Source organism: Corynebacterium sp. LK2590 (assembly GCF_040946105.1).
GTDB lineage: Bacteria > Actinomycetota > Actinomycetes > Mycobacteriales > Mycobacteriaceae > Corynebacterium.
The window spans coordinates 40,877-54,937 of the sequence record NZ_JAYWMH010000006.1 but is presented as its reverse complement, the minus strand read 5'-3'; the positions used below and the strand labels follow the sequence as shown (position 1 = coordinate 54,937).

Here is a 14,061-nt window from a genome sequence, read left to right as displayed (position 1 = left end):
CTTGCCTGGGATGCGGCGCGCGAAAGCTCGGAAGCTAAAAGCGCGCGGCGCCCAAGGCGGGGCGGACAGCGTAAGTCTCGTGTGAGAAAGCCTCGAAAGGGATGAAGTCGAAGTGGCAGAAGCTTCCGACACGTCGGGCAAGACCCTGGTCATCGTAGAGTCGGCGACCAAGGCGAAAAAGATCCAGCCGTATTTGGGCGACGACTACATAGTCGAAGCCTCGGTCGGCCACATCCGGGATCTTCCCCGCGGGGCGGCAGACGTACCGGCGAAATACAAGAAGGAGTCCTGGGCGCGCTTGGGCGTGAACCCGGAGGACGACTTCACGCCGCTGTACGTGATCAGCGCTGACAAGAAGAAAAAGGTCGCGGACCTCAAGGCCAAGCTGAAGCAGTGCGATCAGCTCTTCCTCGCAACAGACCCCGACCGCGAGGGCGAGGCCATCGCTTGGCACCTGCTCGAGGTGCTCAAGCCCAAGGTGCCGGTGCGCCGCATGGTCTTCAACGAGATCACCAAGTCCGCCATCCTGGAGGCGGCCGAAAACACCCGCGAGCTGGACGAGAACCTCATCGATGCCCAGGAGACCCGACGCATCCTGGACCGCCTCTACGGCTACGAGGTCTCCCCGGTGCTGTGGAAGAAGGTCATGCCGCGCCTGTCGGCCGGCCGCGTGCAGTCGGTGGCCACCCGCGTCATCGTCGAGCGCGAGCGCGAGCGCATGGCGTTCATCGCCGCCGACTACTGGGACCTGGCCGCCGACCTGGACACCGGCAACAGCGGATCCGAGGAGCCGCGGACCTTCTCCGCCCGCCTGGCGGCCGTTGATGGCCAGCGCGTGGCCGTCGGCCGCGACTTCGACGACCGCGGGCGCGTCAAGAACGACGACGTCGTGGTGCTGGGCCAGGAGCAGGCCGAGGCCCTGGCCGACGGGCTGAACGGCCAGTCGGTGAGCGTGGCCAGCGTGGAGCACAAGCCCTATACCCGCAAGCCCTACCCGCCGTTTATGACCTCGACCCTGCAGCAGGAGGCGGGCCGGCGCCTGCACTTCACGTCGGAGCGCACCATGCGCATTGCGCAGCGCCTCTACGAAAACGGTCACATCACCTATATGCGTACCGACTCCACCTCGCTGTCCAAGCAGGGGCTGAACGCGGCCCGCAACGCCGCGACCAGCATCTACGGCCAGGAATACGTGGCTAGCTCCCCGCGCGTTTACGACCGCAAGGTCAAAAACTCCCAGGAGGCCCACGAGGCCATCCGCCCGGCCGGCGAGTCCTTCGCCACCCCGGGGCAGCTGTCCGGCCAGCTGGACGCGGAGGAGTTCCGCCTCTACGACCTCATCTGGAAGCGCACCGTCGCCTGCCAGATGGAGGACGCCAAGGGTACGTCCATGAAGGTCACGGTGGCCGGCACGGCCGCCACCGGCAACGAGGTGGACTTCACCGCCACCGGCCGCACCATCACCTTCCCCGGCTTCCTGAAGGCCTACGAGGACCCGAGCAACCCGGGCAAGGGCCGCAAGAATGACAAGGACGACGCCAGCAAGCGCCTGCCCCAGCTGCGCGAGGGCCAGGGCCTGACCATCGCCGATCTCAAGGCCGAGGGCCACTCGACCAACCCGCCGGCCCGCTACACCGAGGCCAGCCTGGTCAAGAAGATGGAGGACCTGGGCATCGGCCGCCCGTCGACGTACGCGTCCATCATCAAGACCATCCAGGACCGCGGGTACGTCGTCTCCCGCGGCAACGCCCTGGTGCCCAGCTGGGTGGCCTTTGCGGTCACCGGCCTGCTGGAGAACAACTTCACCGAGCTGGTGGACTACGACTTCACCTCCTCGATGGAGGACGAGCTGGACGCCATCGCGGCCGGCAACCAGGACCGCACCCAGTGGCTGAAGGACTTCTACTTCGGCAACGCGCAGGTGGGCCAGCAGAAGGCGGCATCGGTGGCGCGCCACGGCGGCCTGAAGTCGCTCATCGACGTCAACCTGGAGCAGATCGATGCCCGCCAGGTCAACTCCCTGAAGCTCTACACCGACTCCGAGGGCCGGGACGTGGTGGTCCGCGTGGGCCGCTACGGCCCCTACATCGAGCGCGTCATCGGCCGCGACGAGGAGACCGGGGAGCCGGTCTACCAGCGCGCCAACCTCTCGGAGACCACCACCCCGGACGAGCTGACCGAGCAGCTGGCCGAAAAGCTGTTTGCCACCCCGCAGGGCGGCCGCGAGCTGGGCGAGAACCCGGCCAACGGCCGCATGGTGGTGGCGAAGGAGGGCCGCTTCGGCCCGTACGTGACCGAGGTGGTCCGCGACGACGAGCGCGCCACGGCGGAGGCAGAGGCCGAGGAGGTTGTCGCCAAGGAGCGCGCCGAGGAGGACGCGCAGCGGGCGGCCGAGGGCAAGCGCGCCAAGAACTGGGAGACCAAGACCGCGGCCAAGCAGAAGGAAAAGCGGGTCGCCCAGTACATCGACGAGAAGCTGAAGCCGGGCACGGCCTCGCTGTTTAGCTCGATGGAACCCTCCGAGGTCACCCTGGACGAGGCCCTCAAGCTGCTCTCCCTGCCCCGCGAGGTGGGCGTGGACCCGTCCGACGGGGAGGTCATCACGGCCCAGAACGGCCGCTACGGCCCCTACCTGAAGAAGGGGACGGATTCTAGGTCGCTGGCCAACGAGGAGCAGATCTTCAGCATCACTCTGGACGAGGCCCGCCGCATCTACGCGGAGCCGAAGCGCCGGGGCCGCCAGGCCGCGCAGCCGCCGCTGAAGCAGCTGGGCGACAACGACGTCTCCGGCAAGCCGATGACGGTCAAGGACGGCCGCTTCGGCCCCTACGTCACCGACGGGACCACCAACGCTTCCCTGCGCAAGGGCGATAAGCCCGAGGCCATGACCGACGCGCGCGCCAACGAGCTGCTCTCGGAGCGTCGTGCCAAGGAGGCCGCCAACGGCGGTTCCAAGGCCAGCAAGAAGGCGGGCAAGAAGTCGAGCAAAAAGACGACCAAGAAGTCGACTAAGAAATCGACCAAGAAGGCCGGCAAGAAGTCGACTAAAAAGTCGACGAAGAAGACGGCAAGAAGCCGTCGCCGGGTACTAAGAACGTGGTGAAGGCGGGTTCTCGCCGGTCGAAGTAGGCGAGTTGGCCGCGTCAGGCGTGCCGGGCGCCTGCGGCGTGCGGTACTTGGCCGGCAGCTCGGCCCGCCGGGTCGGCCCGTAGGCCAGGCGCCGGTGGGCCCATTCCAGCGGGCCGGGCGCGCCCAGCGCCTCCAAAACGCAAGCCAGCACCAGGGTGATAAGCCAGGTGACAAAGGCCAGGCCCAGCATCTGGGCGGCGCTAAAGTCGGCGCCGATGCCGGCGGTGAACGGGAAGGTCAGCGTCAGCAGGATGACGGACTGCATGACGTAGCCGCTCATCGAGCGCTTGCCCAGGGCGCTGAACGGCCACAGCCACCGCGGCATCGCCGCGCCGGTGGAGACGGCCTTTTGCACCGGGTTGAGCACGAGCGCGACTGCGGCGAGGATGCCAGGCCCGCTCAGGATGCCGACGGTGAAGTTGAGGGCCGCGAACACCGGGGTGAGGTTGTCGGGCAGGACCCCGATGGCGCACAGCCCCCAGGGCAGCCCGATAAGTAGCACGACGGCGGCGGCGATGCCGGTCCAGGCCAGCAGGGTGCCGCGGTGGGCGTCGACGTCGGCGAGCACGCCCCGGCGGGCCCAGACGAAGCCGACCAGCATCACCGGCAGGTACATCAGCATAAACAGCGGGGCTCCGACCAGCTGGCCCAGCATCACGATGAGGTTCTCGCCCAGCATGCCCAGGAAGGTCTCGGCCGGGGCCGTTGCCCCCGCGCTGAAGGGATCGGCGCCGGCAAAATCGTCGCGCAGCCAGGCCGCAAGGGCGGCGATGGTTGCCCCGCCGACGCTGACCAGCCCGAGCAGGCCGTAGGCGATGCGCAGCAAGACCTTGTCGGTCAACGACAGCAGGAGCGCGATGAGGATGCCGCACAGGCCGTAGAACATCATGATGTCGCCGCTGAACAGGAAGATGCCGTGGGCCAGACCGAAGACGGCCAGAAGGCCGTAGCGCTTGACGATGACGGACCGGGTAGCCGGCAGCGGGAAGCCGCGGCGCCACAGGCTCATGGTGATAAGGCCTACGCCGAAGCCCAGCAGGGTGGAAAACATCGGCAGCCCGCGGTCGTGGGCGAACATCGCGGCGAACAGCGCTGCGGCCTTATCGGCCGTGCTGTCGCCGTCGATGCCGCCGAACATCCCCGCCGGTCCGGTCCCGTGGGTCAGCCAGGCGGTGGACATGTTGGCGATGCAGATTCCCAGCAGGGCCAGCCCGCGGGCGATGTCGGGCACGACCATGCGGGGCCTATGAGTCGGTTGAGTCATGCCTAAAAAGATAACTTAATGGCCCCGGCCGCGCAGGCGGCGGTCGCCGGCGCTCTTTCCCGGCCGGTGTTGCGGGCTACTGCGCGGGCTACTGCTCGGCGCGGTCGGCCAGGGTGGCGCGGATGGGCCGGGCCAGCTGGGTCATGCGGCGGCGCCCGCGCAGCTCGATGGACTTCATGAAGGTCCAGCGGGCCTGCTCCGCCTCGTTGGCGGTGCGCAGGGTCGAGGCGTTGGTGAGCACGCGGCCCGGGGTGTCCTTGGCCAGCTCGGTCAGGCGGGCGGCCTCGTTGACGGCGTCGCCGATGACGGTGTACTCGAAGCGATCGGCGCCGCCGATGTGGCCGGCCACCACGTGCCCGGCGGCCACCCCGATGCCGGCCTGCAGCTCCAGGTTGCGCAGCTCCTGGCGCAGCTCGCGGGCCGCCTGCAGGGCCATCGAGGTTGAGTCGTTGACGTTGATGGGGGCGCCGAAGACCGCCAGGGCCGCGTCGCCCTGGAACTTATTGATGATGCCGTGGTTGTGGTGCACCACGGTCACGACGTGCTCGAAGAACTTGTTGAGCTCCTCGACGACCTTCTCCGGGGTGTGGTTGACCGCGAAGGTGGTCGAACCGATGACGTCGATGAACAGCACGGCGACCTTGCGGTCCTCGCCGCCCAGCTCCGGGCTTTCCTCCAGGGCGCGCTGGGCAACCTCGGTGCCGACGTACTGGCCGAAGATGTCGCGCACCCGCTGGCGCTCCCGCAGGCCCTTCATCATCTCGTTGAAGCCGGCCTGCAGCACGCCCAGCTCGGATCCGTCGTAGATGTCCACCTCGACGTTCTGCTCGCCGCGGCGCACCCGGTTGATGGCGTCCTGGAGCTCCAGGATGGGATCGACCACGCTCATGATGGCGAAGGAGGTGCCGATGAAGCCGGTGCCCATCGCCGTGATCGCCAGGACCAGGATGGCGGGGATGAGGTCGTCGGCATCGGAGGTAAAAAAGCCGGAGCGCTGCCCCAGCAGGAGCAGGACGATGCCCAGCATGGGCACGCCCGCCGTCATCGCCCAGGAGGCGGTCAGGCGGGTCTTGATGGGCGGCTCCAGGGAGGAGTCCTCGAAGCGGCGGGCCAGGGCGTTGGCGGCGACCGGGCGGACCAGGCGCTCGGCCTGCAGGTAGGTCAGCAGGACCACGACCATGCCGGCCAGGATGGTGGACAGCCCCACCACCAGGCCCAGGCGGCCGTCGACGGAACTGGTCAGAATCACGGAAATGACGATGCCGATGGCCCAGACCACGGCCGCCACCCCGGCCTGGTAGACGGGGATGCGCAGCACCAGGTTGCGCACCATGTTCGGATCGTGCGCGTCCGGGTTGCGCTGCCAGTCCAACACCGGCCTAAACAGCAGCAGGGTCACGGCGATGCCGACGATGACCGCGAAGACCACGTAGAGCACGCCGATCCAGGCCAGGCCCGGCACGCTCTCCTTGAATTCGGCGATCTCCGGCATGGGCAGGAATACCGCGACGAACATCATGATGGCCACGGCCCCGATGATGTTGGCCCCGAGGACGACGGCGGCATAGATCGGCCACTGGGTCTCCAGTAGCCATCGCAGTCTCCGCACAGTAGAGCTCATGTCTTAATACTCTAACCGCTCGCCGCCGCACTGTGGGTTAGTAGGATGGGGCGGGTGAGTACTCCAGATGTGGCACAGCGGTTGGCCGACACCCCCGCGGTCCGGGACACCATCCTCCGGGCGGCGGCCGGGGCCCGCGGTCTGCCGGGGGCAGACCCCCGCGCGATGAGTCATTCCTGGCTGTTCACCGGGCCTCCCGGGGCCGGCCGCTCCCAGGCTGCGCTCGCCTTCGCCGCGGCGCTGATGTGCGAGCGGGGCGAAAAACTGGGCTGCGGCGAATGCGCGTCCTGCCGGGGCATCCTCGAGGAGGGCCGGCACACCGACTTGGTCTACCTGCGCCCCCAGGAGCTATCGATCGCGGTGGACACGGTCCGCGACATCATCGGCCAGGCGGCCTCGCGCCCGACGGTGGCGCGCTGGCGGGTCATCATCTTCGAAAACGCCGATCGGCTCACCGACGGGGCGGCCAACGCCCTGCTCAAGACGGTCGAGGAGCCCACGGCCAGCACGGTCATCGTCATGCTGGCGCCCTCGGCGGACCCGGAGGATTTCTCGCAGACCCTGCGATCGCGCTGCCGGCACCTGTACATCCCGGCGCCGTCGACGGAGGCCATCGTGAGCCAGCTGGTGGCCGAAGGCGCCGGCGAATCCGATGCCCGGCTGGCCGCCGTGACCTCCCTGCGCCACGTGGGCCGGGCCCGGCGCCTGGTCACCGATCCCGCGGTCCAGCGGCGCCGCGCCCAGTCCATCAACCTGGCCGAGGAGGTTTTCCAGGGCCCCCGGGGCTTCCAGGCCGCCGGCGCCCTAATCAAGGCCATTGAGAAGGAGTCCAAGGAGGCCGGCGCGGAGGCCGACGAGAAGGAAAAGGCCGACCTGGAAAAGGCCTACGGGGCCGGCGGTAAGGGCAAGGGGGCGGCCAAGGCCCAGCGCGACGTGCGATCGGCGGTCAAGGATCTGGAAAAGATCCAGAAGAAGCGGGCCACCCGCCGGGTGCGGGACCTGCTGGACCTGGCGCTGGTGGATCTGGCCGGCATCTACCGCGACGCGCTCATGCTGCGGGTGGGCGCCGACGTGGAGATGACCCACCCGGACTTTTCCGGCCTGGCCCAGGAGCTGGCTCAGCGCGTCGGGGAGGAAGGGCTGGTCGCCTGCCAGGAGGCGATCGTGACCTGCCGCAACCACATCGCCGTCAACGTCGCCCCCGGCACCGCCTTCGACGGGCTGGTCGGCCGCCTGCGGCGCGCCTGCGGGGCCTGATGCTCGACCTGATTTCTCGATTGGGGACCGGCTAGGTTAAACTTTGCGGTGCTGCACAGTACTGCTGTGGTACCAGCAGGCCGCTTTAGCTCAGTCGGTAGAGCGTTTCACTCGTAATGAAAAGGTCGCGAGTTCGATTCTCGCAAGCGGCTCTCGTGAAATAACCCGCCGTCTCCCTAGGTTTTCCCAGGAGGCCGGCGGGTTTTCGCATGCGGCGGGCCCGATCCAGCCCGACCCAGTCCGGCCCGGCCCGGCCTAGCGCGGCAGCTGGCGGGGCACGACCTTGCCGGTGGCGTTGCGCGGCAGCAGGTCCAGGAAGTGGACGTCGCGGGGCACGGAGTGATCGGCTAGGTTGGCGCGCACGAACTCGCGGATCTTGTCGGCGGTCAGTTCCTTGCCGGCGGGGGAGTCCTCCGGCACCACCCAGACGGCCACGCGGGCGAAGGTCTCCGGATCCTCGACGCCGGCGGAATGCAGCTCGCGGATGCCGTCCATGGTCTCGAGGACCTCGGTGACGGACTGGGGGTGGACGTTCTCGCCGCCCACGATGATCATGTCGTCGGCGCGGCCGACCACGTGCAGGTTGCCGTCGGCATCGATGCGCCCCAGATCCCCGATGGAGATAAGCCCCTGGGCCTGCTTGGACTGGATGGTGGGGTTGGTGTAGCCGATCAGGGCGGTCGAGTTGGTCAGGTAGATTTCTCCCACCTCGCCGCGGGGGACCTCGTGGCCCTCGCGGTCGAGGATGCGCAGGCGGGTGCCGGAGGCCACCTGCCCGCCGATGGTGGGATCGGCGGCGATCTGCTCGGCGGTGGCGGTGGCGGCCAGGGCCAGCTCGGTGGAACCGTAGATGTTGCACAGGATGGGGCCGAACCGGTCGATGGTCCGCTGCACGATGGACGGGCTCAGGGCGTGCCCGGAGGAGGCGATGAAGCGCAGCGAGGAGGCATCGTAAGCGCCGTCGGGATCGGCCTCGACCATGCGCAGGTAGAACACGGGGGAGGACAGCAGCCCGTCGAGGCGGTAGCGCTGGATGTCGCGCAGGCAGGCGACCGGATCGAAGACGCGGCGGGTGACGATGGTGTTGCGGGCCGCCAGCGCGATGTTCAGGCAGGCCCAGCCCCAGGTGTGGAAGATCGACGCGGTCAGCTGGATGCGCTGATCGGCGCGCCAGGGCATGGTCGACATGATGGAGGCGACCACCACCGGCAGGGTGGGCTCGTTGCGGATGATGCCCTTCGGGATGCCCGTGGTGCCCGAGGACATCAGCACGATGTGGCCGTGGCGCGGCAGGACGGGCAGGCGCAGGTGATCGACGCGCTCCGGGTGGCGGACGATGTCGGCCAGGCGCGGCCAGCGCCCCGCCTTGTGCGCCTGCCCCGACTCGTGGGCGATGATGACGTGGGTGGTCTCGTTGACGCCGGCGGGCAGGCGGTCGACGGATTCGTCGTCCATGACCAGGACGTTGATCTTGTTCTCGGCGATGACGCCGGCTAGCTGCTCGGCCGAGGAGCCGATGTTGAGCAGGAAGATGCTGCCGCCGGCCAGGCCCTTCGCGCCCAGCGGGATGATGATGCCGCGCCCGTTTCGGGCCATCACGCCCAGGCGGATCTCGTCCAGGTTGAGCGAGAGCAGGTGGCGGGCGAAGGTGCGGGCCTGATCGCGCAGCTGGCGGTAGGTCAGGGTGCCGTCGTCGTCGATGAGCGCCAGCCGGTCGGGGCAGGCGCGGGCGCCCTGCTCGAGCTCGCGGGCCGTGGTGAAGCGGTAGCGGGCCAGGATTGCCGGGGTGGCCGCGGCGGCGCGCACCCCTCCGGCGGGGCTGACGATGCCGGTGCGCACCAGGCTGGCAGCCAGCCGCGCGAGCGCCCGGGAGTGGAAGGACAGGGAGTGGGCCGCCGAGGAAAAAGACATAAATACCAATCTAAAAGCTACGGGGTTGACATCCGGTATATCGCCGCGGGGGTGGCCCGGCGCTACCCGCCGGTAATGCCGGGGGCGTGTGCAGCGATTGATAAGTACCGGTCGTTGTGGCTGTGAATATAGTGTACTTTTGTAGGGGAATGTAGCGGAGAAAGGAAGCTCGTGTCTGTCGATCTACTGAAAAAGCCTGTTCTAGCCGTCTTTGTTTCTGTCTTTACTTTGCTGGCGGCGCTGCTGGCCGCCCCCGCCCCGCAGGCCCAGGCCGCCGAGCGCAACCTGGTCGCCTTCGGGGACTCGGTGCTGGCGGACCCGGACATGGGGACCTACCTGCGCGACCGCATCGGCGGCGCCTTCGACCAGCGCCCGCTGGGGGTCAACTGCCCGAAGGGCAACAACTACGCGGCCCGCACCGGCGCCAAGCTGGGCCTGCCGGTGCGCGACTTCTCCTGCTCCGGGGCGGCCTCCATGTCCCCGGGGCCGCAGATTTCCGCGCAGATCGACACCGCCATCGCCCGCGGGGCGCTGAACCCGTCGACGGCGCGCGTCATCTACGCCACCGGCTTTAACGACACCTACAACAACGCGAACCTGAACCAGGCCCAGATCCGGGACAAGTTCGTCCGCTTCAACCGCCCGCTCATCGACCGCATCCGCGCGGCCGCCCCCAACGCCCGCATCCAGATCGTGGGCTACCCGACCATCGGCGACGGGATCCACTACTGCCTGATCCACGCCGGTTCCTCCTGGGACCGCACCCCGCTGCCGCAGGTCGCCGACTTTGAGAACAAGGCCCAGTGGATGCAGGTCGACCTGGCCCGCGCGACCGGCACCGAGTTCGTCGACCTGAAGCCCTCGACCCGCAACGCCGGCATGTGCGGCCCGGACGGCAACCGCAAGTGGGCCGGCCTGGTGGACTTCAACGCGGGCGGCGGCAACCTGCCGCTGCACGTCAATGCCCGCGGCCACGAGCACATCGCGAACGTGCTGGCGGCGTCGTAGTCTCGCCCGTTCTTCCGCGCCCGTTCTGCGGGGAGGAGCGGGCGCCTAAACCCCTGGTTGCCCCGGCAATTGGGGGTTGTTTTCATTAGCTGCCGGGTAGTGAAAACATGGGTAGGCTCGCGGGTATGAGCGAGAAGAATGAACAGATTGTATCTGGTGTAATCGCCCGTTCGAAGGGCGCGGAAGTCGAGAAGGTCAACATTGTCATCCCGGCCCCGGGCCCGAATGACGTTGTCGTCAAGATCCAGGCCTGCGGCGTCTGCCACACGGACCTGGCCTACCGCAACGGCGACATCGAAGACGCCTACCCCTTCCTGCTCGGCCACGAGGCGGCCGGCATCGTCGAGACGGTCGGCGAGGACGTCACCCACGTCGCCGAGGGCGACTTCGTGGTGCTGAACTGGCGCGCCGTGTGCGGCGAGTGCCGGGCCTGCAAGAAGGGTGAGCCGAAGTACTGCTTCGACACCTTCAACGCCTCCCAGGCCATGACCCTGGAGGACGGCACCGAGCTGACCCCGGCCCTGGGCATCGGCGCCTTTGCCGAGAAGACCCTGGTCCACGAGGGCCAGTGCACCAAGGTGGATCCGGACGAGGATCCGGCCGCCGCCGGCCTGCTGGGCTGCGGCATCATGGCCGGCCTCGGCGCGGCCGTCAACACCGGCGAGGTCCAGCTGGGCGAGTCGGTCGCCGTCTTCGGCTGCGGCGGCGTGGGCACCGCGGCGGTGGCCGGCGCCAAGCTGGCCGGGGCCGCCAAGATCATCGCGGTCGACCTGGATCAGTCCAAGCTGGACGTGGCCCGCGAATTCGGCGCCACCGACACCATCTGCTCCGCCGGCATGGAGGAGCAGGAGGTCATCGACGCCGTCCGCGAGCTCACCGAGGGCTTCGGCGTCGACGTGGCTATCGATGCCGTGGGCATCCAGCCCACCTGGCGCCAGGCCTTCTACTCCCGCGACCACGCCGGCCGCTTGGTCATGGTGGGCGTGCCCAACCTGACCGACCACGTCGACGTGCCGGCCATCGACCTTTACGGCCGCGGCGGATCCATCCGTCCGGCCTGGTACGGCGACTGCCTGCCGGAGCGCGACTTCCCTGCCTACGTCTCGCTGCACCGCAACGGCCAGTTCCCGCTGGACAAGTTCGTCTCCGAGCGGATCGCCCTGGACGACGTCGAGCGCGCCTTCGGCACCATGCAGGAGGGCAAGGTCCTGCGTTCGGTCGTCGAGATCTAGGCCGGAGATTGAGGCCGCGCCTCCACGCCCCTAGATCCCTGATTCCCCTGTCTGAGTAACCGCACGATAAGGAGACTAACCACATGCGGATTGAAAACCTGGTGACTTCCGGCAAGTTCTGCCTCGACGGCGGCTGCTGGGACGTCGACAACAACGTCTACGTGCTGTCGGTCGGCGACTCCGTCGTGGTGGTTGACCCCTCCCACGATCTGGACGCGATTGCCGACCAGGTGGGCGACCGCGAGGTACGCGCCATCCTGCTCACCCACGCCCACAACGACCACTGCGAGCTGGCCCCGCGGGCGGCCCGCCGCTTCAACGCCTCGGTCTACCTGCACCCGGACGACGACGTCCTGTGGCAGGAGTCGAACGGCAACGAGCCCTACCTCCACCTTTACGACGGGCAGCGCTTCCTGCTCAAGGGCGAGGAGATCCGCGTGCTGCACACGCCGGGTCACTCCCCGGGCTGCGTGGTGCTCTACCTGCCGGGCGAGGAGACCCTGCTCTCCGGCGACACCCTCTTCTCGGGTGGCCCGGGGGCTACGGGGCGCAAGTACTCCGACTTCGATGTCATCGTCGAGTCCCTGCGCGACGTCGTCTTCTTCCTGCCGGCCGAGACCCGGGTGCTGCCCGGGCACGGCGATTCCACCACGGTCGGGGCTGAGGCCGACCGCATCGACGAGTACGTGCGCCGCGGCTACTAAGCGCCGCTAGCGATTACTGGGAGGGCCGGGCTGGACATTACCCGGCTGGGGCCGGGGTGCGGGCGGCCTTGAGGCCCACCGCTGCGGCCGCCACCCCGCTGATCCCGCAGGCCACCCAAGCGTCGGGGACGCAGCTGGCCAGGCGTGCCACCCATTCCTGCACGGCAAAGGCCTCCTCGGTGCCCACCGGGCTGGGCAGCAGGCTCGTGCCGTGGGAGAAGATAAACAGCACCCCGATGCCCACGAACAGGGCCCCGGCCAGCACCGACAGCGAATTGGTGCGGATGGGCCCCAGCTGCAGGGGACGCCCGCGCAGCCAGGGCCGGCGACCCAGATCGAAGCGATCCCAGGCGGCGGCCAGAACGAACAGGGGGATGGTCATGCCGAGGGCGTAAGAGAGCATCGTTAGCGCCCCGTAGCCCAAGGAACCGCTGACGGCGGCCGTGGTGAGGACCGCACCCAGCAGGGGGCCGGCGCAGAACCCGGCGAAGCCGTAGACGCAGCCCAGCAAGAAGACGCTCACGTAGCCGTCGCCGCGGACTTGCTGGCTGAGCCGGCCCAGCCCCGGGAGGGTGAAGCCGCCGCCGAGGGCGATAAAGATCCCGAGGGCCACCATGGCGGCCCCGCCGGCGGTGATGACGGCCTCGCGGTGCTGGTTAAACAGGCCGCCGATTCCTCCCAGCCCCGTGCCCACCGGCACCAGCACGGCCGCCAGCCCGCAGAAAAACACCCCGGTCCGGGCCACCAGCTGGGTCACCGACCGGAAGGCGTAGGCGAAAAAGGCCGGTAGCAGCAGCGCGGAACAGGGGCTGAGCAGTGACAAGACCCCGGCCAGGAAGGAACCCAGCAGGCCGATTTCCACCATGCGGTGCGTCTCCTTTCTCCTGAAGTCTCTTTAAGCTCTTGAAGTCTTCCCTTTAAGCTCCCAGCGCGCTGCCGAGGCCGAGCCCAAAGAAGAACCCGGTGCAGGCCAGCAGGGCGATGAACAGCCAGACGAGCCAGTGGGCCTTACGCACCCCGGGACAGCTCCTCCTCGATGACCTGGCGGAAGACATCCTCGGGCTGGGCGCCGGAGACGAATTGGTTGCCCACCACGAAGGACGGGGTGCCGGTGATGCCCAGGCTGGCCGCGTAATCGCGGGCGTCCTCGACGACCTGGGTGTAGGTGTCGTCGCCGGCCTCCTGGCGGAAGCGTTCGATGTCCTCGACGCCGGCCTCCTCGGCGAAGCGCACGTAGTCGTCCATGCCGAAGTTGGGGTGGCCGTCCATGTCGGCGCTGGCGGCGAAGGCGGCCTTCTGGAACTCCGTGAACTTGCCCTGGGCGGCCGCGGCCCGGCCGGCCTTCGCCCCATCGATGGCGTGGGGGCCGTTGACCGGGAAGTCATTCCACTCGATGCGTACCAGGCCCTTGTCGACGTAATCCGCGATGAGGGCGGGCGCGGTCTGGTTATGGAAGCGGGAGCAGAAGGGGCACTCGAAGTCGGAGAACTCGGAGATTACGACGGGGGCATCGAGGGTGCCGAGGGCGAAGGGATCGTTATCGGCCCGGCGGTGGACCTTGTCGATGTCCTCGTTGGAGGAGATGGTGCCGGCGGGGCCGTACAGCTTGGGATCGCCGTTGGGCTCTTCGAAGTTGGTGCCCGGGGCGGGCTGGGATGCCTCGTCTGATTGGCCGTCTGCCGGTTGGCTGTGGCTGGCCGCCCCGCTGCTGCTGTTGCCGCCGTTGCTGGCGGCATCGTCGGCGTCGTTGCGGTCGGCGACCAGGAAGCCGATGACGATGGCCAACACCACGATGACGGCGGTGAGCACCCACACCAGGGCGGGGACGTCGCGGAGGGCGGAGGGGCGCTTCTGGTCCACCAGGGGTTGGTCGTACATTGAGCTATCGGGCACGGGGCCTCCTCCGTAAAGAACTCTAAAGGTGCGGCGTGAATA

The 14,061-nt window shown here is 68.4% G+C and carries 9 protein-coding genes, 1 tRNA gene and 1 pseudogene; 6 read left to right on the top strand and 5 right to left on the bottom strand.

The annotated features are described in order from the left end of the window. Positions 1-112 precede the first annotated feature (112 nt). Positions 113-3,129: pseudogene (gene topA, locus VVR85_RS08345) on the top strand (type I DNA topoisomerase). Here topA and VVR85_RS08340 read toward each other — a convergent pair. Together VVR85_RS08340 and VVR85_RS08335 are read right to left on the bottom strand one after the other, a co-directional pair. Then, a complete protein-coding gene (locus VVR85_RS08340) occupies positions 3,089-4,393 on the bottom strand; it encodes a DUF418 domain-containing protein (protein ID WP_368520460.1) in 1,305 nt (434 codons plus the stop codon). The pseudogene topA and the gene VVR85_RS08340 sit on opposite strands and share 41 nt — an antisense overlap. A gap of 88 nt (positions 4,394-4,481) precedes the next feature. Next, a complete protein-coding gene (locus VVR85_RS08335; RefSeq protein WP_368520459.1) occupies positions 4,482-6,014 on the bottom strand; it encodes an adenylate/guanylate cyclase domain-containing protein in 1,533 nt (510 codons plus the stop codon). Between the two features lie 45 nt (positions 6,015-6,059). Here VVR85_RS08335 and VVR85_RS08330 point away from each other — a divergent pair, with 45 nt between their 5' ends. Together VVR85_RS08330 and VVR85_RS08325 are read left to right on the top strand one after the other, a co-directional pair. Beyond that, positions 6,060-7,271: a DNA polymerase III subunit delta' gene (locus VVR85_RS08330; RefSeq protein WP_368520458.1), complete on the top strand. Its 1,212-nt coding sequence runs from the start codon at positions 6,060-6,062 to the stop codon at positions 7,269-7,271. 79 nt (positions 7,272-7,350) lie between these two features. Further along, positions 7,351-7,423, top strand: a tRNA-Thr gene (locus tag VVR85_RS08325). 103 nt (positions 7,424-7,526) lie between these two features. On the opposite strand, the gene VVR85_RS08320 is transcribed toward VVR85_RS08325, so the two are convergent. Beyond that, positions 7,527-9,182, bottom strand: coding sequence for an AMP-binding protein (locus VVR85_RS08320; RefSeq protein ID WP_368520457.1), 1,656 nt, complete (start codon positions 9,180-9,182; stop codon positions 7,527-7,529). 171 nt (positions 9,183-9,353) lie between these two features. On the opposite strand from VVR85_RS08320, the gene VVR85_RS08315 reads away from it, so the two are divergent. The 3 genes from VVR85_RS08315 to VVR85_RS08305 all read left to right on the top strand — a co-directional run bounded on the left by VVR85_RS08315 (position 9,354) and on the right by VVR85_RS08305 (position 12,126). Further along, entirely contained in the window at positions 9,354-10,190 is an 837-nt protein-coding gene (locus VVR85_RS08315; protein WP_368520456.1) for a GDSL-type esterase/lipase family protein, read from the top strand. Between the two features lie 125 nt (positions 10,191-10,315). Next, positions 10,316-11,422 carry an S-(hydroxymethyl)mycothiol dehydrogenase gene (locus VVR85_RS08310; protein WP_368520455.1) on the top strand — a complete coding sequence of 369 codons (1,107 nt, stop codon included), beginning with the start codon at positions 10,316-10,318 and terminating at the stop codon, positions 11,420-11,422. Between the two features lie 83 nt (positions 11,423-11,505). After that, complete coding sequence (locus VVR85_RS08305; protein ID WP_368520454.1) at positions 11,506-12,126, top strand: MBL fold metallo-hydrolase; 621 nt, start codon at positions 11,506-11,508, stop codon at positions 12,124-12,126. 37 nt (positions 12,127-12,163) lie between these two features. On the opposite strand, the gene VVR85_RS08300 is transcribed toward VVR85_RS08305, so the two are convergent. Together VVR85_RS08300 and VVR85_RS08295 are read right to left on the bottom strand one after the other, a co-directional pair. Next, complete coding sequence (locus VVR85_RS08300) at positions 12,164-12,991, bottom strand: cytochrome c biogenesis CcdA family protein (protein ID WP_368520453.1); 828 nt, start codon at positions 12,989-12,991, stop codon at positions 12,164-12,166. Positions 12,992-13,134: 143 nt separating this feature from the next. Then, positions 13,135-14,019 (bottom strand): DsbA family protein, encoded by an 885-nt coding sequence (locus VVR85_RS08295; protein WP_368520452.1) that lies wholly within the window; start codon positions 14,017-14,019, stop codon positions 13,135-13,137. Positions 14,020-14,061 lie beyond the last annotated feature (42 nt).

Bases quoted from the DNA above. Each gene is read 5' to 3' on its own strand.
- VVR85_RS08340 (WP_368520460.1), bottom strand. From the start codon at position 4,393: ATGACTCAACCGACTCATAGGCCCCGCATGGTCGTGCCCGACATCGCC.
- VVR85_RS08330 (WP_368520458.1), top strand. From the start codon at position 6,060: ATGGGGCGGGTGAGTACTCCAGATGTGGCACAGCGGTTGGCCGACACC.
- VVR85_RS08335 (WP_368520459.1), bottom strand. From the start codon at position 6,014: ATGAGCTCTACTGTGCGGAGACTGCGATGGCTACTGGAGACCCAGTGG.
- VVR85_RS08320 (WP_368520457.1), bottom strand. From the start codon at position 9,182: ATGTCTTTTTCCTCGGCGGCCCACTCCCTGTCCTTCCACTCCCGGGCG.
- VVR85_RS08300 (WP_368520453.1), bottom strand. From the start codon at position 12,991: ATGGTGGAAATCGGCCTGCTGGGTTCCTTCCTGGCCGGGGTCTTGTCA.
- VVR85_RS08305 (WP_368520454.1), top strand. From the start codon at position 11,506: ATGCGGATTGAAAACCTGGTGACTTCCGGCAAGTTCTGCCTCGACGGC.
- VVR85_RS08310 (WP_368520455.1), top strand. From the start codon at position 10,316: ATGAGCGAGAAGAATGAACAGATTGTATCTGGTGTAATCGCCCGTTCG.